Below are 20,165 nucleotides of genomic sequence, written 5' to 3' on the forward strand. Positions count from 1 at the left end.
CACCAAAGGAGAGCAACACACCATGAGCAAGATCGGGAAATCGCGCTGCGCCATCGCTGTCGGTGCTGTGGCGCTCGCGCTGGGCGCGGCGCAGGTGAATGCGGCCGAACTGACGGTCGTCAACTTCGGCGGCGCCAACGGGGACGCGCAAAAGGCAGCGTTCAACCAGCCGTTCGAATCGCAGACCAGCAGCAAGGTGACCGCCGTCGAATACAACGGCGAGCAGGCCAAGGTCAAGGCGATGGTCGAGGCCAAGCATGTCAACTGGGACGTGGTGGAAGTGGAGTCGGGCGACATCGGCCGCGGTTGCGACGAAGGTCTGTATGAAAAGCTCGACTGGTCGAAGATCGGCAAGAAGTCGGATCTGATTCCTGAAGCGCCGCAAACTTGCGGCGTGGGCTTTTTCGTGTGGTCGACGGCGCTCGCGTATAACGCCGACAAGCTGAAGAGCGCGCCGTCCGGCTGGGCCGATTTCTGGGACGTGAAGAAGATTCCGGGCAAGCGTGCGATGCGCAAGGGCGCGCGCTACAACCTCGAGTTCGCGCTGATGGCCGACGGCGTCGCGCCGAAAGACGTCTACAAGGTGCTGGCGACGAAGGAAGGCCAGGACCGCGCGTTCAAGAAGCTCGACGAGCTGAAGCCGAACATCCAGTGGTGGGAAGCGGGCGCGCAGCCGCCGCAGTTTCTCGTGGCGGGCGACGTGGTGATGTCGACGGCGTATAACGGCCGCATCGACGCCGCGCAGAAGGAAGGCAAGAACCTCAAGGTCGTGTGGAACGGCAGCATTTACGACCTCGACTATTGGGCGATTCCGAAGGGCTCGCCGAACAAGGCGCTGGCCGAGAAGTACATCGCGTACACGCTTTCGTCGAAGCCGCAGCAGGACTACGCGCACCACATCGCTTATGGTCCGGTGAACGTGGCGGCGATCAAGGGGCTCGACGCGAAGACGCTCTCGAATCTGCCGAACTCGCCGGCTAACGGCAAGAACGCGGTGCTGCAGAACCTGTCGTTCTGGACCGATCATGGCGACGAGCTGGAGCAGCGTTTCTCGTCGTGGGCTTCGAAGTAAGCCGTGAAGTGATGCGATGACGCGCGCGCGTTGGAGCGATCCGCTGCGCGCGCGGGTGGATGGACTGGAGCCGGACTAACGCTGCTCCGGTCCGCAGCTTTGCAGGGAGACCAGGTGTGACTACGATGACGATCGCCGCCGATTCCACGCCGGAATCAACCGGCCGGCTCAAGCGCGAACTGAAGGCCGCGGAAGCGAAAAAGCGTGCGATGGCGCTGCTGCTCATCGCGCCGCTCGCGATTTTTCTGCTGCTGATCTTCGTCGTGCCGATCGGCGCGTTGCTGACCCGCGCCGCGCAGAATCCCGAAGTCGTGAACGCGTTGCCGCATACGCTCAGCGCACTGCATGCATGGGACCGCAAGACGCCGCCGCCCGATGCCGCATACGCCGCACTGGCGACCGATCTGACCGCCATCGCCGATAGCGACGGCATGGGCGCGCTCGCGCGCCGGCTCAATGTGGAAATTCCTGGTTATCGCTCGCTGGTCGCCAAGTCGGCGCGCGCGATGCCCTTCGTCGACGACAACAGCAAGCCGTTGCAACTGACGCCCGCGCAATTTCACGCGAAGTTCGCCGAGCTCGACGAACGCTGGAACAACATCGCGTACTGGCAAGCCATCGCGAAGAACGGCAGTCCGTATTCGCCGTTCTACGTGCTCGCTTCGCTCGATCACAAGCAGGACGCGTTCGGTCACATCATTCCGACCGATCCCGACCAGCAGATCTATCTCGCCGTGTTCACCCGCACCTTCGTGATCGGCGCTGCCGTTACGTTGTTCGCGCTGCTGCTTGGCTATCCGCTCGCTTACTGGATTTCGACGCTGTCGGAGCGTCGCGCGAATCTCGTGATGATCCTCGTGCTGATTCCTTTCTGGACGTCGATCCTCGTGCGCGTCGCGGCATGGATCGTCATCTTGCAGAGCGAAGGTCTCGTGAACAAGGCGCTGGTGGGCAGCGGCCTGCTGCACGATCCGCTCGCGCTGCTGTTCAACCGCACCGGCGTCTATATTTCGATGACGCACATTCTGCTGCCGTTCATGATCCTGCCGCTCTACAGCGTGATGAAGTCGATTCCGCCGACGTATCAGCGCGCGGCCGTTTCGCTCGGCAGCCATCCGTTCGCCGCATTCTGGCGCGTGTATGTGCCGCAGACTTATCCCGGCATCGGCGCCGGCGCGTTGCTCGTCTTCATTCTGGCGATCGGCTACTACATCACGCCGGCGCTGCTCGGCGGCCCGAACGACCAGATGGTCAGCTACTACGTGGCCTACTTCACCAACGTGACGATCAACTGGGGCATGGCGTGTGCGCTCGGCGCGCTGCTGCTTGCCGCGACGCTGGTGCTGTATGTGATCTATGGACGCTTCACGCGTTCATCGCTGAGCCTCGGCTGAACGGAGTCTACCGACATGAAACTTGCCAAGCCCCTGTTCGCGCCGCACACGTCCTGGGTGGAGCGCGCGTGGTATTTCGCGTTGCGTGCGCTTGCCGTGCTCACGCTGCTGTATCTGATCCTGCCCGTGCTCGCGATCGTGCCGCTGTCGTTCTCATCGAGTACGTTCCTCGTCTATCCGATTCCTGGTTGGTCTCTGCGCTGGTATCAGAATCTCATTGCGTCTGATGAGTGGCGTATGGCGGCTAAGAATAGCTTTATTGTCGCGCCGTCCGCGACGGTGGTCGCGACTGTGCTTGGCACGCTGGCGGCAATCGGCCTCACGAAAGCCAACTTCCGCGGCAAGGGCTTGCTGATGGCAATCCTGATTTCGCCGATGATCGTGCCGGTGGTTGTTGTCGGCGTCGGCATGTATCTGTTTTTTGCGCCGCTCGGACTCGCCAATACGTATGTCGGGCTGATTCTCGCGCATGCGTCGCTCGGCGTGCCGTTTGTCGTGACGACGGTGGCCGCGACCTTGCAGGGCTTCAACTACAACCTCGTGCGCGCGAGCTTGTCGCTTGGCGCAAATCCGGTGAAGACGTTCTTTCGCATCACATTGCCCGTGATTGCACCAGGCGTGATTTCCGGCGCCTTGTTTGCGTTCGCGACGTCGTTCGATGAAGTCGTCGTCACACTCTTCCTGGCAGGCGCGGACCAGACGACGCTGCCGCGCCAGATGTTCACCGGCATCCGCGAAAATATCAGCCCGACGATTGCAGCGCTCGCCACCATTCTGATTATTTTTTCGACGTGCTTATTGCTGGCGCTGGAATGGCTTCGTGGCCGCAATGCGGCGCGAGCGGTTCGGGCGTAAATGCGGCGCGAGCAAATATCCGGTAACTTCGTTGATGCAACATGAGAATCGACAACTCTTGACACCGTTCTAAGATTCATCCCATTCCGCGGGCTTCTGCGTCTCGTCATACTTTTATCCCTTGATAAAAAGATGCGCGAGGCGCAGATAACCAATGAAAACCCCGCTAACCGTGCTTGTGTGTGCGCTCACACTGACAGCTTGCGCGGATCACGCCGCGCGCGCACGGCTCGGCATTCAAGACCCCACCCTGCTTCAATCCGGCATTGGCGCCTCGCAAGACGAGGCGGCAGGCGCCGCCAACCCGCAATGGATCAACGCATACGCGCCCGCTGCCAGCGGCGGCACGGCGCTCGCGTCATTGCAAGCGCGGCTGAACCGCTTGCCGCCTGAACAGAACGGCTATTTCCGCGCGAAGGCGCAGTGCTGGATCAGCGCGGGCCAGGAGGCGCGGCAAGCCGGCGACCACTGGGGTTTCGTCGAGGAGGCCATCGGTCAGGCGGCGGTCATCACCCTGGGCCTTGAAAATGGCACGTCGTTATCGGCTGCCAATCCGGCGCTGCGCACCGTCTCCGTGGTGCGTCCCGATCTGTGGAAGATCGTCAATACCATCAAGTCGGACCCGGTCACGGCTTCGTGTCGCGAAGCGCAGCAGCCGCTCGCATGCGCTGAAGTCCAGCTCATGCAAGCGGGCCATGATGCATGGGTACGCAACTTCGCTCATGCCGAAAAGCGTCTGCCGGACATTCAGGATAACTTGCGTAAATCGGCCGAGAGCGCGCTGCAATGCAAGCAGGCCGTGCCCGCGAGCGCTGCGGCGCAGAGTCCGGCAATGCCACGAACGGTCACGCTGCGCGCCGACTCGCTGTTCCGTTTCGACGGCGGCAACGATGCCGCGATGCTGGCCGCCGGCAGACGCGAACTCGACAAAGTGGCGCGAAGCATGAAGACAACGGCCACGCTTCGCGAACTCAGGATCACCGGCTACACCGACCGTCTCGGCGACAACGCCCATAACCAGAGCCTGTCGCTGCAACGCGCGCAAACGGTAGCAGCGTATCTGCGCGCTCGCGGCGTCACCGTGCCAATCGCTATTCGCGGGCTTGGCAGTGCGAAACCGGTGGCGCAATGCCGGCAAACCAGGCGCGATGAACTGGTGCGATGTCTCGCACCGAACCGGAGGGTGGAGATCGAGTTCGTCGTCGCGCCTTCCTGATCTGCTCAGGTTGCGCACACGAACGTCGTACCCCGCGGACGCCAACGGCTTATGGCTGCCGGGAGGTCACGAGAGGGCCGTCAGAAGTCCATGATCGCCCCAACCGGAAATGGAAGTTTTTCAGGAGAAATGCAACACATGTCGACTATTCTGATTATCGATGACCACCCAGCGTTCCGGATGATTGTCCGGTTGCAGCTCATGCAACTGCTTAGCGTCGAACAAGTGGTCGAGGCGGACAACGGCCAGACCGCTGTCGAGATGGCTCGCCAATACAAGCCCGACCTCGCGATACTCGACCTGGACATTCCGCGCATCAGCGGACTCGATGTGATTCCGCGTCTGAAGCTCGTGCATCCTTCGATTCGCCTGATGGTGCTGTCGGGCCACGACGCGGCGACCTTCGCGCCGCGCGCAATGCGTTCGGGCGTTCACGGCTTCGTCGGCAAGTCGCAGGACATGAAGGAAATCTTGCGCGGCGTCGAAGCGGTGCTCGCGGGCTATACGGTTTTTCCGGTCGGACCCAACGGCGCGAGCATTGCGCCGGGCATGGCGCCGAGCGGCGAGGAAGGCCGGATCATGCTGCTGTCCGACAAGGAACTCGTCATTTTGCAGATGCTCTCGCGGGGCATGTCGAACAAGGCGATCGGCGACGCGCTCTTCATGAGCCATTCGATCGCCGCTATCTTGATGCACTGATCCACGAAGGGATCGATCTCGGCGCATTTCTCGAAGGATGGTGCGTAGCGATGCGCAACGATCTCGACCGTCTCGGCAGTCTGCAAGACGAAGGCGACTTCGACGATTTACCGCCGCTATTGCACAGGCTCAGCGGGGCGCTAGGACTTGTCGGCGCCCACAGTTTGATGGACGCATTGCGGCGCGTACCCACCACGCGATCCGAGCCCACTTGCAAATTAATTGATGCGCTTGCCGCACGCATGCGAGCGCTGATCGAGCAATTCGAAGGCGTGCGTGACGAACACCGGAGCGCACGACCATGAACAGGCCGTTGGCCTTGATCGAGGGCGCGCTTGCGCTTCCCAGTTCGCGTCCGCTGTCCGGTTTGCCGCCGCCTTTCGGCTCGTGGCGACGGTCGGCGTCGTACACACAGGAACGCGTCCCGCAACCGGCAAGGCCGGGCGTGCCGCAATACACGCCAAGGCCGCAACCTCGCCGACGGAATCCCCCGAACAACAGGTTCCGATTCTTCTACAAGTTGCCGCAGCGGCCCAATTCGGACAGCCGTTTCGACGAGCAATTGGCAGAAGCGCGGCATTATCTCCAGGCGGACTACGTGCGTCCGCATTCGTCGCGTTCGGATCGGATGCTTGGCGCCGCGATCTTCGTGGGCTGCAGCATTGCGCTCGCGTGGCTGCTGGCGACCTGTTCCACGCATGACGTCGCCGATCAATTCGCAACAGCGGCAAAGCCGTCTGCAACGTCGACGCGTACTGGCCGCGTGACAGTTCAGCCATTAGCAGACGTCCAACCAGACGCACTCAAGCCGATGCCACGCGTGGCAGAAGCGCCTCAACGTACTGCGCAGGCGCAGGCGCAGGCGTCATCGTCAGTGACGGCTCGGTCACCGCAAGCCGCATATCGCGTCGACACAGCGAGTTCGCCGCAACAACGTGCCGACTCGCAGCGTAACGCCGGTACGCAACGCCATATCGCCGCGGACAACCGCTTGGCAAAAGCGTATCGCACTGCGACAACTACAGCGGCACTGGCGAATCGCGTGGAAATCGAAAGACTGCGTCGCGGATCGAACCATTCGATTGATTCGCTGGCGAACTCTTCGGTATCGAGGGGACAGGGGCAACCCGAGCGGCCCACACCGCGAACTCTCGCAAACGACTCAACCGAGAGCGCGGCATTGTTCGATTGGGCCGCTCAACAGCGGCGCGCAAACGCCAACACACGTGCAACGTCGCCGGCATCTTCGCAAGCCGACTCCGACTGGAATGCTCACATGACGCAGCGCCGGATTACCGACAATCCCGCCGCTTTCCAGGCCGACCGCGCGCAGCCATAAGCGCTAAAACCATCGACGAAAAAAAAGCCCGACCAAGGTCGGGCTTCAAAAGTCGGCTGCGCCCTCCACAGGACGCAGCCCCTGCAAAACAGCAAGCTGTTTGCGTCGTCGCGAGCCTTAAGCAGCCAGCAGCGAACGCAGCACGAACGGCAGAATACCGCCGTGCTTGTAGTAGTCGACTTCGATCGGCGTGTCGATACGCAGCAGCACCGGCACGCGCTTCTCCTGGCCGTCCTTGCTGCGAATCACCAGCGTCACTTCCTGCTGCGGCTTGAAGTCCGCGCCGAGGCCTTCGATGTCGTACGTTTCTTCGCCGGTAATGCCGAGCGATTGCACGCTGTCCGAGCCCTTGAATTGCAGCGGCAGAACGCCCATGCCGACCAGGTTCGAACGGTGAATCCGCTCGAAGCTGCGTGCGACCACAGCCTTCACGCCCAGCAGTTGCGTGCCCTTCGCCGCCCAGTCGCGCGACGAGCCCGTGCCGTACTCTTCGCCCGCGAACACGATAGTCGGCGTGCCGGCGTCGATGTACTTCATCGCTGCATCATAGATGGACAGTTGTTCGCCGCTCGGCTGGTGAATCGTCAGGCCGCCTTCCACGCGCGAACCGTCTGCCTTCGCCGGGATCATCAGGTTCTTGATCCGGACGTTCGCGAACGTGCCGCGCATCATCACGTCGTGGTTGCCGCGGCGCGAGCCGTAGCTGTTGAAGTCGGCCTTCTGCACGCCGTTTGCCTTCAGCCACTTGCCTGCCGGCGAGTCTTCCTTGATCGAGCCAGCCGGACTGATGTGGTCGGTCGTGACCGAGTCACCGAAAATGCCCAGCGCGCGCGCGTTCTTCACGGCGGCGATGCTGTCGGCCGGCGTCATCGAGAAGTCGTCGCCGAAGAACGGCGGCTCTGCGATGTACGTCGACTTCGGCCAGTCGTAGACCTGACCTTCCTCGCCTTCGATCTTGCTCCACAGGTCGCCCTTCTTGGTCAGCGACGAGTAGTTCTTGCGGAACGCTTCCGCGTCGAGCGCGAACTTGAGCAGGTCGTTGACTTCGTCGCTGGTCGGCCAGATGTCGCCGAGGTAGACGTCCTTGCCGCCCTTGCCCTTGCCGACCGGTTCGGTCATCAGGTCGCGCGTGATGTTGCCGGCGATCGCGTAAGCCACGACCAGCGGCGGCGAAGCCAGGAAGTTCGCGCGGATGTTCGGGTGAATACGCGCTTCGAAGTTACGGTTGCCCGACAGCACGGCAGCCGCGACGATGTCGTTCTTCGTGATCGCTTCGTTCAGTTCCGGCGTCAGATCGCCCGCGTTGCCGATACAGGTCGTGCAACCGTAAGCGGCCAGCGTGAAGCCGAGCTTGTCGAGGTACGGCAGCAGGCCGGTCTTCGTCAGATACTCGGTGACGATACGCGATCCCGGAGCCAGCGACGTCTTGATGTGCGGAGCGACCGTCAGGCCAGCTTCGACCGCCTTCTTCGCGAGCAGGCCGGCAGCCAGCAGCACGCTCGGGTTCGACGTGTTCGTGCACGACGTGATCGCGGCGATCAGCACGTCGCCGTTCTTCACGTTGACGCCGTTGGTCGTCGTGTATTGCGCGTTCAGATCGTCGGGCTTCTTCGCAAAACCGTTTTCGGCAACCGGCTTCGAGAACAGGTCGCTGAACGTCGACTTCACATGACCGATTTCGATGCGGTCTTGCGGACGCTTCGGGCCTGCCAGCGACGGCGCGACGGTGCCGAGATCCAGCGTGACGACCTTCGTGTAGTCGATGTCGCCGTCCTTCGGAATACCGAACAGGTTCTGAGCCTTGAAGTAGTTCTGGAACGCCGAGATTTCTGCGTCCGTGCGGCCCGTGCCCTTGAAGTAGTCGATGGTTTTTTCGTCGACCGGGAAGAAGCCCATGGTCGCGCCGTATTCCGGCGCCATGTTGCCGATCGTCGCGCGGTCCGGCAGCGACAGCGAGCGCGTGCCTTCGCCGAAGAACTCGACGAACTTGCCGACAACCTTTTCCTTGCGCAGCAGTTCGGTGATGGTCAGCACCAGGTCGGTTGCCGTCACGCCTTCGCGCAGCTTGCCCTTCAGGTGCACGCCGACCACGTCCGGCGTCAGGAAGTACACCGGCTGGCCGAGCATGCCGGCTTCAGCTTCGATGCCGCCCACGCCCCAGCCGACCACGCCGATGCCGTTGATCATCGTCGTGTGGCTGTCGGTGCCGACCAGCGAATCCGGGTAGTACACGGTGTCCGTGCCGTCGGCCTTCTTGTGCACGCCGCGTGCGAGGTACTCGAGGTTCACCTGGTGAACGATGCCGACGCCCGGCGGCACGACCTTGAACGTGTCGAATGCCTGCATGCCCCACTTCATGAACTGGTAGCGCTCGTTATTGCGCTGGAATTCCAGTTTCATGTTCAGGTCGAGCGCGTTCTTTTCGCGGAAGTGGTCGATCTGCACCGAGTGATCGACGACCAGATCGACCGGGACCAGCGGCTCGATCGACTTCGGATTCTTGCCCACGCGCTTCGCGACGCCGCGCATTGCGGCGATGTCGGCGAGCAGCGGCACGCCGGTGAAGTCCTGCAGCACCACGCGCGACACGACGAACGGGATTTCGTCGACGCGTGCCGCCGTCGGCTTCCAGTTCGCCAGTTGCGTGATGTGTTCTTCGGCGATTTTCTTGCCGTCGTAGTTACGCAGCACCGATTCCAGCACGATTCGGATCGAAACCGGCAGGCGGTCGATCTTGATGTTCAGTGCCTTGCCGAGTTGCGGCAGGGAGTAGAACTTGCCTTTGCCGGAACCGCTGTCGAATTCCTTGAGCGTTTTGTGGAGGTTGTGGGCCATGGTGTTTTCCTTGGTTTGATCGCGGAACTACAGTACTTAACTTGACTAGATGACGTACAAATCGACGTACTCATTGACCGGCATGGCTTCGAGCCGCGCCTGATCCAGCGACACGTCGAGGATCGCCAGTTGTTGCTTGACCGGGAAGCGGCGCGCGAGGTTGGTCCTGAACTTCTCGACCAGCAACGGAATTCCGTCTTCGCGACGACGCTTATGACCGATCGGGTATTCGACTACGACTTCGTCGAACTGCGATCCGTCGTTGAATTCGATCGTCAGTGCATTGGCGATCGAACGCTTCTCGGGATCGTGGTAATCCTTCGTGAACTGCGCGTCTTCGACGCATTGCATTTTGGCGCGCAGGACATCGATACGCGCGTCTTGCGCGATCGAATCTTCGTAATCGGCAGCCGTGAGGCGACCGAAAATCAGCGGCACCGCGATCATGTACTGAATGCAATGATCGCGGTCGGCCGGGTTATTGAGCGGACCTTTTTTATCGATGATGCGAATCGCGGCTTCGTGCGTGCGGATCGTGATCTTGCGGATGTCGTCCACATGCTTGCCGTGCGCGACGAGCTGCGCCTGCAACGTCATGGCCGCTTCGACGGCGGTCTGCGCGTGGAACTCGGCCGGAAACGAGATCTTGAAGAGCACGTTTTCCATCACATAGGAGCCGTACGGGCGCTGGAATTTGAACGCGTTGCTCTTGAAGAGCACATCGTAAAAGCCCCACGTCTTCGCCGTCAGCACCGACGGATAGCCCATCTCGCCAGTTTTTGAAATGAGCGCGAGACGTACGGCGCGCGAGGTCGCGTCGCCGGCGGCCCATGATTTGCGCGAGCCGGTGTTCGGCGCATGGCGGTACGTGCGCAGCGCTTGCCCGTCGACGAGCGCCTGCGAGACCGCGTTGATGAGCTCGTCGCGCGTGAGGCCGATCAACTGACCGACGACCGCCGTGGACGCGAGCTTCACCAGCAATACATGATCGAGCCCGACCTTGTTGAAGGAGTTTTCGAGCGCGATACAGCCTTGAATTTCGTGCGCCTTGATCATCGCGATCAACACGTCTTTCATCGTCAGCGGCGCTTTGCCCGCTGCGATGGCCGTACGCGAGAGCCAGTCGGCTGTCGCGAGAATTCCGCCGAGGTTATCCGATGGATGACCCCATTCGGCGGCAAGCCAGGTGTCGTTGAAGTCGAGCCAGCGGATCATCGCGCCGATGTTGAACGCGGCCTGAACCGGGTCGAGCTGGAACGGCGTGCCCGGCACCTTGGCGCCGTTGGGGACGATCGTGCCCGGCACGATGGGTCCCAACAGCTTGGTGCAGGCAGGGTAGGTGAGCGCCTCGAGTCCGCAGCCGAGCGTATCGATCAGGCAATGACGCGCGGTTTCCAGCGCGAGCGCGCTGTCGATCGGATAGTCCAGAACGTAGTCGACGATATCGACCAGGACTTTGTCCGGGTCGGGTCGCACGTTGGAAATCGGAGCGGACATCGAGAGCTCTTCCTGATGACGACAGTTAGTTCGTCTTGTTGATCGCGTTCGATTGCGTCGGAGCCGGCGCGCCCTGCACCATGGCTGCCGTCTTGCACTCGTCGGCGAGACGCGAGCTGTCCTTGTCCGAGAACAGCATGGCCTTCGTCGGGATCACGACGAGGTCCATGCCGGTGGCGGCGTCGTGGAAACGGTCTGCGCCCGTGGTCGTGGACTGACGCGGCAGATTGTAGTTCTTGTTCGCCCAGTGAACCGTGACGATCTGGTCACGCTTCATGTCGCCCTTCAGATCGAACGACAGGCCTTCGTTGCACGACCATTTTTCCGCGCCTTCCGGGATCGGATCGAGCTTCGCTTCCTTCACCGGGTTTGCCTTGCGCTTGATCAGACGGCGCGGCTGCGGCTTCTTGGCCACGGCCTTGGCGGCGGGCTTCGTGGTGGTCGCCGTTTGCGCGGCGGCGTCAGTCGCGACGGTCAGCATCGTCGTGGACAGGGCGCCAATCACGGCGGCGATCATCAACTTGTTCATGGAGAACCTTTCTATCTAATTTCAGTTAAACGGTACGCGGTCTACCGGTCCTGGCGGCCGCGGGGTTGAACTGCAGCGCCTTGAAGCGCACAGCGACCGCTATTTTCGCTTATTTAGCGGCACGTACTTCAAATTCTCAGGTCCGGTGTAATTCGCGCTCGGACGGATGATCTTGTTGTCGATCCGCTGCTCGATGATGTGCGCACTCCAGCCTGCAGTGCGTGCGATCACGAAGAGCGGTGTGAACATGGCCGTCGGCACGCCCATCATGTGGTACGAAACCGCGCTGAACCAGTCGAGATTCGGAAACATCTTTTTCACTTCAGCCATAACTGTTTCAAGACGCTCGGCGATATTGAAGAGCTTGTTGTTGCCCGCTTCTTTCGACAGCTTCTTCGCGACTTCCTTGATGACCTTGTTGCGCGGGTCCGAGATCGTATAGACCGGATGACCGAAGCCGATCACCACTTCCTTGTTCTCGACGCGCCTGCGGATGTCGGCTTGCGCTTCGTCCGGCGTCTGATAGCGCGACTGGATTTCGAACGCGACTTCATTGGCGCCGCCGTGTTTCGGGCCACGCAGCGCGCCGATTGCGCCGGTAATTGCCGAGTAAATGTCGGAACCCGTGCCCGCGATCACGCGCCCGGTGAACGTCGACGCGTTGAACTCGTGCTCGGCATACAGATTGAGCGACACATGCATTGCATCGACCCACGACTTCGGCGGCTCGACACCATGCAGCAGATGCAGGAAGTGGCCGCCGATCGAATCGTCGTCGGTTTCGACTTCAATGCGCTTGCCGTTGTGCGAGTAGTGATACCAGTAGAGCAGCATCGAGCCGAGCGACGCCATCAGCTTGTCGGCGATGTCGCGCGCGCCCGGCAGGTTGTGATCGTCCTTCTCCGGCAGCACGGTGCCGAGCACCGACACGCCGGTGCGCATCACGTCCATCGGATGCGCGGCCGCGGGAATCCATTCGAGTGCGGCCTTGACGTTCGCGGGCAGGCCGCGCAACGCCTTCAACTTCCTCTTGTAGGCGGTGAGTTCGGCTTGCGTCGGCAGCTTTTCATGCACGAGCAGATAGGCGATTTCTTCGAACTCGCAATTGCCCGCGATGTCGAGAATGTCATAGCCGCGGTAATGCAGATCGTTGCCGGTCTTGCCGACCGTGCACAGCGCCGTATTGCCCGCGGTCACGCCGGACAGCGCGACGGATTTTTTCGGTTTGAAGCCGCCTTGTACGCCGGCGGTTTGCGTTGTCTCGCTCATCTGCCGCTGTCTCCTGTTTGCGTGCTCATTGCTTCACGTCCCCGAAAAGCGGCGCGGCATCTTGCGGGATCGCGCGGCCGGTGGATCGCGCGCGACGCAGCACCGACCAGTAATAGCGGTAGCTCGCGCGGTCGTGCAAGGTGTCGCGATGGCGTGTGGGTCCCCATTGAGCGGACTGCGCGGCCAGCAGAATTTCGGCGGCGGTGGCGATTTCCTCGTCGCGCGGCACGAACGCGCTCACGATGGCCTCAATCTGCGCGGGATGAATGCTCCACATGCGCGTGTAGCCGAATTCGTTGCGAGCCCGCGCGGCGTCGCTCGCGACCACGCTCATGTCGCGCACTTCGGTGCTGACGTTGTGCGACGGCACCTTGCCGTGCGCATGGCAGGCCGCTGAAATCTCCAGCTTCGCGCGCCGCACGAGCGGATGATCGAACTGGCCGGGCGAGCGCATGGCCGTGTCCGGAATCGCGCCGTTGTGCGCGGAGACGAAATCCATCAGGCCGAAGCTCAATGCCTCGACGCCCGGCAACGCGGCGAGATCGAACACACGCGTGAGCGCGCCATGCGTTTCGACGAGCAGTTGCACCGGGATGGCTTTTGCGATGCCAAGCTCACGCCGCGTGGCTTCGATGAACGCGACCATTTCGGCTGCGTCCAGCACATTGCGGATTTTCGGCAGCGTGATGAAAGCAGGCGCTCGCTTCGCCGCGCGCAGAATCAGGCGCACGTCGTCACGCCAGTACGGGTGATCGTAGTCGTGAATCCGCACGCCGACGCGTCCGAAGCGGTCATGCTCGCTGCCGATGAGCGACGCGACCAACTCCGCATGCTCCGCTTCGCGGCCGACTTGCGCGCCGTCTTCGCAGTCGAGCGTGATGTCGAACACGGGACCGAGTTGCTGCTGCAACGCGAGCGATTTCAGCATCAGCTTTTCGCTGCCGGCGTAGTGATCGCAGGCAGGCAGCACAGCGGGCGGCACTTCGCCGTCAAACAGCACTTCGGCGGGTGTGAGGGCGCGCATCTTCGGCGTCAGGGGCGTGGGTTTTGTTGAGGAAAAACCGATTCGGGCGCGCTCTGTCCGGTCGTACAGGCAGACCGGCAAAACGCGCTCGGATCGGGTGCGAATCGACTGGTCTGCTCGATTCGCACGAAAAAAACCGGAACCCGCCGCGGTGACGCTACGGAGTTCCGGTTGGTCTGCATCAGGTGCTTAGCCGAGCAGATGCTGAACGCCTTCGCGTTCTTCCAGCAGTTCCTGCAGCGTGCCGTCCATCTTTTCGCGCGAGAACGCGTCGATTTCCAGGCCTTCCACGCGCTTGTATTCGCCGTTTTCGCAGATCACCGGCACGCCGTAGACGATGTCTTCGGGAATGCCGTACGAGCCGTCCGACGGAATACCCATGGTGACCCACTTGCCGTTCGTGCCGAGCACCCAGTCACGCACGTGGTCGATTGCAGCGTTAGCCGCCGACGCCGCCGACGACAAACCGCGTGCCTCGATGATCGCCGCGCCGCGCTTGCCGACGGTCGGGATAAACGTGTTGCGGTTCCATTCGTCGTCGTTGATCAGCTTGGTCAGGTTTTGACCTTCTGCAGTGGCGAAGCGGAAGTCCGGGTACATGGTCGGCGAGTGGTTGCCCCACACGGCCAGCTTTTCGATCGAAGCGACCGGCTTGCCCGACTTCGCGGCCAGTTGCGACAGCGCGCGGTTGTGGTCCAGACGCAGCATGGCGGTGAAGTTCTTCTTCGGCAGGTCCGGTGCCGACTTCATCGCGATGTAGGCGTTCGTGTTGGCCGGGTTGCCGACCACCAGCACCTTCACGTCGCGGCTGGCGACTTCGTTCAGCGCCTTGCCTTGAACCGTGAAGATCTCGGCGTTTGCCGACAGCAGGTCTTTACGCTCCATGCCCTTCGAACGCGGACGCGCGCCGACCAGCAGGGCGACGTCGGCGTCTTTGAATGCGACCTTCGGGTCGTCCGTGATCACGACGCCCGACAGCAGCGGGAATGCGCAATCATCCAGTTCCATCACGACGCCTTTGACGGCGCCTTGCGCTTGCGGCAGGTCGAGCAGTTGCAGGATCACCGGCTGATCCTTGCCGAGCAGATCACCATTGGCGATGCGGAACAGCAGGGAGTAAGCAATTTGACCTGCGGCGCCGGTGACGGCAACGCGCTTTGCGGGCTTAGCCATTGAGAAATCTCCAGGACGATGCGTTAGACGCTAGGGAAAACGCCATTCTATATGCGCGTTCAGCGAAGCGTTGTTAAACACGGCGGAATTCGCTGTTCGCGGGAGGCTCGCTGCCGGCCCGTTAATTGCGGGCCGAAAGCGGCGCTGCGGCAAGACCGCCATGCCGGAAACCGGTACTGCTGAGCTCTCTCGAGCCGGCGCTTCGCCCCTGTTCCGCCGACATATCAAACGGGGAAGCGGCCGTTTCTTCAGAGCGGGAGCGGTCATTGAGGCGCCGGGGCAGCCGCTGCACGGTGCGGGCTCCTGCAAACAGCGCGTTTCGGCAAGCGTCGGACCAACGAACGGCGGCGAATCGAAACCCTGGACTGCGTGGGAACAGCATGGTGCAGAGTGGCTGCCAGTGCGTGGCGGCGCTGCCAAACCGGATGCAGCGCAGAGCCGTCAAAACGCCCGCAAACCCTTGCTCGACAAGGAGTGTAGGAGTCGGCAGAGGCAAAGTCAACATTATCTTATGTCTTATATAAGACACATCTATTGCCGGGGAAACGCTGGACGCGAGCCAGCGCTTTATGATGAAATGCGCGCATGAATTCGAACCCGGCCAACACCACGAATCCCGGCGGCCAGGCGGCCGCGGGCGAAGGTGCATCCGCGGCCGTCCCCGCTGCGTCACCCACTTTCAGCCCGCTGTACCAGCAGATCAAAGGGCTGATCACGCAGAGTCTCGAAAGCGGTGAATGGAAGCCCGGCGAGATCATTCCTAGTGAAGTCGAATTAGCGGCCAGATACAAGGTCAGCCAGGGCACGGTGCGTAAAGCGATCGACGAACTCGCCGCCGAGAACCTGCTCGTGCGCCGCCAGGGCAAGGGCACGTTCGTTGCGACGCACAACGAAGATCGCGCGCAGTTTCGCTTTTTGCGGTTACTTGCCGATGACGGCGCCGAACATCCGCACGTTAGCCGCCTGCTCGAGTGCCGGCGCTTGCGTGCATCGGCGGACATCGCGCGGCAACTTGACCTGAAGCCCGCCGATCCCGTTGTGCTGATCAAGCGTCTGTTGCAGTTCGACGGCGAAGTGACCGTGCTCGATGAAATCTGGCTGCCAGGCGCCGTGTTTCGCGGGCTGACGCTGGAGCGGCTGTCGGAGTACAAGGGTCCTCTTTACGCGATGTTCGAGACGGAGTTCGGCACGCGCATGATCCGCGCCACGGAGAAAATCCGCGCGGTCGCCGCCGAGCCGTCGGTGGCCGATCTGCTGCAGGTGCCGCCCGGTTTTCCGCTGCTGTCCGTCGAACGCGTGTCCTACACCTATGGGGATCGGCCGGTCGAAGTCCGGCGAGGTTGGTATGTCACAACCGGGTACTACTATCAGAACGATCTCAGCTAAATCGGGCTGGACCGAGCTGGATTGAAGGCGCGGCGTCCCACACGCGCGCCGTTTGACGGCGCCTTTATTGCGCGCGCTGCAATGGACCTGTCGGGGTTTTCGCTGCAGCGCGAAATGAAAAGGCGCTAAAATTGCGGATTGGTGTGAACTACATAGCAGGGGGTCTAGCATGGCTGAAGCGGTAAAAAAACCGAGGCCGGAGTTCCGGAACATCGGTATCGGGCAGATATTGACGGCGTATCGCCTGCCTCTTGCGGGGCGCGTGTCGATTCTGCATCGGCTGAGCGGCGGCCTGCTGTTCGTCGCGTTGCCGTTCCTGCTGTACCTCTTCGACCAGAGCCTGACTTCCGAGCTGAGCTTCGAAGTCTTCAAGGGCTTTCTCTCCAACCTCATCGTCAAGCTCATCACGCTGGTGCTCGCGTGGGCCTACCTGTTCCATTTCTGCGCCGGCGTTCGCCACCTGCTGATGGACACCAACCATGAAGCCGTCACCAAAGAGAAAGGCAAGCAGACCTCGATCGTGGTGTTCGTGGTGTCGTCGCTGCTGACCATCGTGTTCGCGCTCAAACTCTTCGGAGCATTCTAAACATGGCAGCCAATAACCGAATCGGCTCGAAGCGTCTGGTCGTGGGCGCCCACTACGGTCTGCGCGACTGGCTCGCGCAGCGCATCACCGCGTGCGTGATGGCGCTCTACACGGTGATCCTGCTCGCGTGGTTCTTCGGCGCGCGCGACTTCTCCTACGAAGGCTGGGCGTCGATCTTCGCCACGCAATGGATGAAGCTCGCCACCTTCGTCACGCTGCTCTCGCTCTTCTATCACGCGTGGGTCGGCATCCGCGACATCTGGATGGACTATGTGAAGCCCGTGGGCGTGCGTCTGCTGCTGCAGGCGCTGACGATCGTCTGGCTGCTCGCGTGTGCGGGCTACGCCGCGCAGATTCTCTGGAGAGTGTAAAAGCATGGCTGCAATCAAGAATGCCCTGCCGCGTCGCAAGTTCGACGTGGTTATCGTCGGCGCGGGCGGCTCGGGAATGCGCGCGTCGCTGCAACTGGCGCGCGCGGGTCTGTCGGTGTGTGTGCTCTCGAAAGTGTTCCCCACGCGCTCGCATACGGTCGCCGCGCAAGGCGGCATCGGCGCGTCGCTCGGCAACATGAGCGAGGACAACTGGCACTACCACTTCTACGACACGATCAAGGGCTCCGACTGGCTCGGCGACCAGGACGCGATCGAGTTCATGTGCCGCGAAGCGCCGAACGCCGTCTACGAACTCGAACACTTCGGCATGCCGTTCGACCGTAACGCGGACGGCACGATCTACCAGCGCCCGTTCGGCGGCCACACGGCGAACTACGGCGAGAAGCCCGTGCAGCGCGCGTGCGCCGCGGCTGACCGCACCGGTCACGCGCTGCTGCATACGCTCTATCAGCAGAACGTTGCGGCCAAGACGCAGTTCTTCGTCGAATGGATGGCGCTCGATCTGATCCGCGACGCCGACGGCGACGTGCTCGGCGTGACCGCGCTCGAAATGGAAACCGGCGACGTCTACATCCTCGAAGGCAAGACCACGCTGTTCGCCACGGGCGGCGCGGGCCGCATCTTCGCGGCATCGACGAACGCGTTCATCAATACCGGCGACGGCCTCGGCATGGCCGCGCGCTCGGGCATCGCGCTGCAGGACATGGAGTTCTGGCAGTTCCACCCGACGGGCGTGGCGGGCGCGGGCGTGCTGATCACCGAAGGCGTGCGCGGCGAAGGCGGCATTCTGCGTAACTCGGACGGCGAGCGCTTCATGGAGCGTTACGCGCCGACGCTGAAGGATCTCGCGCCGCGCGACTTCGTTTCGCGCTCGATGGACCAGGAAATCAAGGAAGGCCGCGGCGTCGGTCCGAACAAGGACCACGTGCTGCTGGACCTGTCGCACATCGGCGCCGAGACGATCATGAAGCGTCTGCCGTCGATCCGCGAAATCGCGCTGAAGTTCGCCAACGTCGACTGCATCAAGGAACCGATCCCCGTTGTGCCGACCATTCACTACCAGATGGGCGGCATTCCGACGAACATCCACGGTCAGGTGGTCGGCACGGCGCGCGGTCACGAGGAGCCGGTCAACGGTTTCTACGCGGTCGGCGAATGTTCGTGCGTGTCGGTGCACGGCGCGAACCGTCTGGGCACGAACTCGCTGCTCGACCTCGTGGTGTTTGGCCGCGCGGCGGGCAATCACATCGTGAAGCACGTGAAGGAAATCAAGGACCACAAGCCGCTGCCGGCCGATGCGGCGGACTTCGCGCTGTCGCGTCTGGCGAAGCTGGAAAGCTCGTCGTCGGGCGAGTATGCGCAGTCGGTGGCGAACGACATCCGCGGCACGATGCAGAAACATGCGGGCGTGTTCCGCACGTCGGCGCTGCTCTCGGAAGGCGTCGAGGCGATCCGCGAAGTGGCGGCGCGTGTGGACAATATCCACCTGAAGGACAAGTCGAAGGTGTTCAACACCGCGCGCGTCGAGGCGCTGGAAGTGGCGAACCTGATCGAAGTCGCGCGCGCGACGATGGTCTCGGCCGAGGCACGCAAGGAAAGCCGCGGCGCGCATGCGCAGAACGACTTCGAGCATCGCGACGACGAAAACTGGCTGCGCCATACGTTGTGGTTCAGCGAGGGCGATCGCCTCGACTACAAGCCGGTGCATATGCAGCCGCTGACGGTTGAATCGGTGCCGCCCAAGGCGCGGACCTTTTAAGGCACACGCACAAGTCAAAGGACCCACAATATGGCCAAGCGTACATTTGAAATCTACCGCTACGATCCGGATAAGGACGCAGCGCCGCGCATGCAGACGTACGAGATCGAGATCGACTCGCACGAGCGCATGCTGCTCGACGCGCTGGTGAAACTGAAGGCGCTCGACGAAACGCTGTCGTTCCGCCGTTCGTGCCGCGAAGGCGTATGCGGTTCGGACGCGATGAACATCAACGGCAAGAACGGTCTGGCATGTCTGACGAACCTGAACGATCTGCCGCAGAAGATCGTGCTGCGTCCGCTGCCGGGACTGCCGGTGGTGCGCGACCTGATCTGCGACTTCACGCAGTTCTTCAACCAGTATCACTCGATCAAGCCATACCTGATCAACGACACGCCGCCGCCGGAGAAGGAGCGTCTGCAGTCGCCGGAAGAACGCGACGAGCTGGATGGTCTGTATGAGTGCATTCTGTGCGCGAGCTGCTCGACGTCGTGCCCGAGCTTCTGGTGGAATCCGGACAAGTTCGTCGGTCCGGCGGGTCTGCTGCAGGCTTATCGGTTTATCGCCGATAGCCGTGATGAGGCGACCGGCGAGCGTTTGGATAACCTCGAAGATCCGTACCGTCTGTTCCGTTGCCACACGATCATGAACTGCGTCGACGTCTGCCCGAAGGGGCTCAACCCGACGAAGGCGATTGGCAAGATCAAGGAATTGATGGTTCGCCGCACTGTCTAGAGTGAAGTGAATAACCCACGCTTCGTGTCGTTGGCTGCCCGAAAGAGCGGTCGGAGCGCCGCGGAGCGACCCGGCAAGTATTGACATGAACGATGCATCGCATCAGTCCGATCCTCTCCGCCGCGCGCGTCTTCGCTGGCGCGCGCGGCGGGGCCTGCTGGAAAACGATCTGATCTTTGAACGTTTTTTCAGCCGATATGAGCATGACCTCAGCGATGCCGATGTGGGCGCACTTACGCGCCTGCTCGAGCTGAGCGATAACGACCTGATGGACTTGCTTCTCGCGCGCAAGGAACCTGAAGGCGAGCTTGCCGACCCCGATGTGATTCGGGTCCTGGAGCTGCTGCGCAACGCTTGAGCGCCGCGAGTGCGTTGTTCCAGGCGTGCAATTATCGAAACCCTGTT

Annotated in this window: 18 protein-coding genes; 12 read left to right on the forward strand and 6 right to left on the reverse strand. The window is 62.0% G+C overall.

Annotated features, from left to right (window positions below; genetic code table 11):
* Positions 1-22: 22 nt before the first annotated feature.
* The 6 genes from CUJ91_RS30535 (at position 23) to CUJ91_RS30560 (ending at position 5,541) form a co-directional block, all read left to right on the forward strand.
* Complete coding sequence (locus CUJ91_RS30535) at positions 23-1,072, forward strand: ABC transporter substrate-binding protein (RefSeq protein ID WP_006047543.1); 1,050 nt, start codon at positions 23-25, stop codon at positions 1,070-1,072.
* A 116-nt stretch (positions 1,073-1,188) separates the two neighbouring features.
* Entirely contained in the window at positions 1,189-2,466 is a 1,278-nt protein-coding gene (locus CUJ91_RS30540; protein ID WP_114157902.1) for an ABC transporter permease, read from the forward strand.
* Positions 2,467-2,481: 15 nt separating this feature from the next.
* Positions 2,482-3,321: an ABC transporter permease gene (locus CUJ91_RS30545; protein ID WP_006047545.1), complete on the forward strand. Its 840-nt coding sequence runs from the start codon at positions 2,482-2,484 to the stop codon at positions 3,319-3,321.
* 154 nt (positions 3,322-3,475) lie between these two features.
* The gene (locus tag CUJ91_RS30550; RefSeq protein WP_107710686.1) at positions 3,476-4,537 is read left to right on the forward strand and encodes an OmpA family protein; all 1,062 of its coding nucleotides are present in this window, start codon (positions 3,476-3,478) and stop codon (positions 4,535-4,537) included.
* Positions 4,538-4,675: 138 nt separating this feature from the next.
* Positions 4,676-5,236, forward strand: a complete 561-nt coding sequence (locus CUJ91_RS30555; RefSeq protein ID WP_244231047.1) for a response regulator transcription factor — start codon at positions 4,676-4,678, stop codon at positions 5,234-5,236.
* 50 nt (positions 5,237-5,286) lie between these two features.
* Positions 5,287-5,541, forward strand: coding sequence for an Hpt domain-containing protein (locus CUJ91_RS30560; RefSeq protein WP_114157903.1), 255 nt, complete (start codon positions 5,287-5,289; stop codon positions 5,539-5,541).
* A 1,151-nt stretch (positions 5,542-6,692) separates the two neighbouring features.
* On the opposite strand, the gene acnA is transcribed toward CUJ91_RS30560, so the two are convergent.
* The 6 genes from acnA to CUJ91_RS30595 all read right to left on the reverse strand — a co-directional run bounded on the left by acnA (position 6,693) and on the right by CUJ91_RS30595 (position 14,902).
* Positions 6,693-9,410 (reverse strand): aconitate hydratase AcnA, encoded by a 2,718-nt coding sequence (gene acnA / locus CUJ91_RS30570; protein WP_029967393.1) that lies wholly within the window; start codon positions 9,408-9,410, stop codon positions 6,693-6,695.
* A gap of 45 nt (positions 9,411-9,455) precedes the next feature.
* Positions 9,456-10,907 (reverse strand): bifunctional 2-methylcitrate dehydratase/aconitate hydratase, encoded by a 1,452-nt coding sequence (locus CUJ91_RS30575; protein WP_114157905.1) that lies wholly within the window; start codon positions 10,905-10,907, stop codon positions 9,456-9,458.
* A 25-nt stretch (positions 10,908-10,932) separates the two neighbouring features.
* Complete coding sequence (locus CUJ91_RS30580; protein ID WP_006047552.1) at positions 10,933-11,436, reverse strand: hypothetical protein; 504 nt, start codon at positions 11,434-11,436, stop codon at positions 10,933-10,935.
* A 99-nt stretch (positions 11,437-11,535) separates the two neighbouring features.
* Positions 11,536-12,705, reverse strand: a complete 1,170-nt coding sequence (gene prpC, locus CUJ91_RS30585) for a bifunctional 2-methylcitrate synthase/citrate synthase (RefSeq protein ID WP_114157906.1) — start codon at positions 12,703-12,705, stop codon at positions 11,536-11,538.
* Positions 12,706-12,730: 25 nt separating this feature from the next.
* Positions 12,731-13,729: an HpcH/HpaI aldolase/citrate lyase family protein gene (locus tag CUJ91_RS30590; protein ID WP_114157907.1), complete on the reverse strand. Its 999-nt coding sequence runs from the start codon at positions 13,727-13,729 to the stop codon at positions 12,731-12,733.
* A 189-nt stretch (positions 13,730-13,918) separates the two neighbouring features.
* Entirely contained in the window at positions 13,919-14,902 is a 984-nt protein-coding gene (locus CUJ91_RS30595) for a malate dehydrogenase (protein ID WP_006047555.1), read from the reverse strand.
* Positions 14,903-15,487: 585 nt separating this feature from the next.
* Between CUJ91_RS30595 and CUJ91_RS30600 the strand changes: the two genes are divergently transcribed.
* The 6 genes from CUJ91_RS30600 to CUJ91_RS30625 all read left to right on the forward strand — a co-directional run bounded on the left by CUJ91_RS30600 (position 15,488) and on the right by CUJ91_RS30625 (position 20,118).
* A complete protein-coding gene (locus CUJ91_RS30600) occupies positions 15,488-16,288 on the forward strand; it encodes a GntR family transcriptional regulator (protein ID WP_006047556.1) in 801 nt (266 codons plus the stop codon).
* Positions 16,289-16,457: 169 nt separating this feature from the next.
* Complete coding sequence (gene sdhC, locus CUJ91_RS30605) at positions 16,458-16,874, forward strand: succinate dehydrogenase, cytochrome b556 subunit (RefSeq protein ID WP_006047557.1); 417 nt, start codon at positions 16,458-16,460, stop codon at positions 16,872-16,874.
* Positions 16,875-16,876: 2 nt separating this feature from the next.
* Positions 16,877-17,245 (forward strand): succinate dehydrogenase, hydrophobic membrane anchor protein, encoded by a 369-nt coding sequence (gene sdhD, locus CUJ91_RS30610; protein WP_006047558.1) that lies wholly within the window; start codon positions 16,877-16,879, stop codon positions 17,243-17,245.
* Positions 17,246-17,249: 4 nt separating this feature from the next.
* On the forward strand, positions 17,250-19,025 hold the full coding sequence (gene sdhA, locus CUJ91_RS30615; RefSeq protein ID WP_053859657.1) for a succinate dehydrogenase flavoprotein subunit: 1,776 nt from the start codon (positions 17,250-17,252) through the stop codon (positions 19,023-19,025).
* A gap of 30 nt (positions 19,026-19,055) precedes the next feature.
* The gene (locus tag CUJ91_RS30620; protein WP_114156815.1) at positions 19,056-19,760 is read left to right on the forward strand and encodes a succinate dehydrogenase iron-sulfur subunit; all 705 of its coding nucleotides are present in this window, start codon (positions 19,056-19,058) and stop codon (positions 19,758-19,760) included.
* Positions 19,761-19,845: 85 nt separating this feature from the next.
* Complete coding sequence (locus tag CUJ91_RS30625; protein ID WP_006047561.1) at positions 19,846-20,118, forward strand: FAD assembly factor SdhE; 273 nt, start codon at positions 19,846-19,848, stop codon at positions 20,116-20,118.
* Positions 20,119-20,165: the final 47 nt, after the last annotated feature.

It is taken from the genome of Paraburkholderia graminis (genome assembly GCF_003330785.1).
In the GTDB taxonomy this organism is placed as follows: domain Bacteria; phylum Pseudomonadota; class Gammaproteobacteria; order Burkholderiales; family Burkholderiaceae; genus Paraburkholderia; species Paraburkholderia graminis.

What these genes read in the sequence shown, in the direction of transcription:
- CUJ91_RS30535 (WP_006047543.1), top strand. Translation starts at nt 23, where the DNA reads ATGAGCAAGATCGGGAAATCGCGCTGCGCCATCGCTGTCGGTGCTGTG.
- CUJ91_RS30545 (WP_006047545.1), top strand. Translation starts at nt 2,482, where the DNA reads ATGAAACTTGCCAAGCCCCTGTTCGCGCCGCACACGTCCTGGGTGGAG.
- CUJ91_RS30550 (WP_107710686.1), top strand. Translation starts at nt 3,476, where the DNA reads ATGAAAACCCCGCTAACCGTGCTTGTGTGTGCGCTCACACTGACAGCT.
- CUJ91_RS30555 (WP_244231047.1), top strand. Translation starts at nt 4,676, where the DNA reads ATGTCGACTATTCTGATTATCGATGACCACCCAGCGTTCCGGATGATT.
- CUJ91_RS30560 (WP_114157903.1), top strand. Translation starts at nt 5,287, where the DNA reads ATGCGCAACGATCTCGACCGTCTCGGCAGTCTGCAAGACGAAGGCGAC.
- acnA (WP_029967393.1), bottom strand. Translation starts at nt 9,410, where the DNA reads ATGGCCCACAACCTCCACAAAACGCTCAAGGAATTCGACAGCGGTTCC.
- CUJ91_RS30575 (WP_114157905.1), bottom strand. Translation starts at nt 10,907, where the DNA reads ATGTCCGCTCCGATTTCCAACGTGCGACCCGACCCGGACAAAGTCCTG.
- CUJ91_RS30580 (WP_006047552.1), bottom strand. Translation starts at nt 11,436, where the DNA reads ATGAACAAGTTGATGATCGCCGCCGTGATTGGCGCCCTGTCCACGACG.
- prpC (WP_114157906.1), bottom strand. Translation starts at nt 12,705, where the DNA reads ATGAGCGAGACAACGCAAACCGCCGGCGTACAAGGCGGCTTCAAACCG.
- CUJ91_RS30590 (WP_114157907.1), bottom strand. Translation starts at nt 13,729, where the DNA reads ATGCGCGCCCTCACACCCGCCGAAGTGCTGTTTGACGGCGAAGTGCCG.
- CUJ91_RS30595 (WP_006047555.1), bottom strand. Translation starts at nt 14,902, where the DNA reads ATGGCTAAGCCCGCAAAGCGCGTTGCCGTCACCGGCGCCGCAGGTCAA.
- CUJ91_RS30600 (WP_006047556.1), top strand. Translation starts at nt 15,488, where the DNA reads ATGAATTCGAACCCGGCCAACACCACGAATCCCGGCGGCCAGGCGGCC.
- sdhC (WP_006047557.1), top strand. Translation starts at nt 16,458, where the DNA reads ATGGCTGAAGCGGTAAAAAAACCGAGGCCGGAGTTCCGGAACATCGGT.
- sdhD (WP_006047558.1), top strand. Translation starts at nt 16,877, where the DNA reads ATGGCAGCCAATAACCGAATCGGCTCGAAGCGTCTGGTCGTGGGCGCC.
- sdhA (WP_053859657.1), top strand. Translation starts at nt 17,250, where the DNA reads ATGGCTGCAATCAAGAATGCCCTGCCGCGTCGCAAGTTCGACGTGGTT.
- CUJ91_RS30620 (WP_114156815.1), top strand. Translation starts at nt 19,056, where the DNA reads ATGGCCAAGCGTACATTTGAAATCTACCGCTACGATCCGGATAAGGAC.
- CUJ91_RS30625 (WP_006047561.1), top strand. Translation starts at nt 19,846, where the DNA reads ATGAACGATGCATCGCATCAGTCCGATCCTCTCCGCCGCGCGCGTCTT.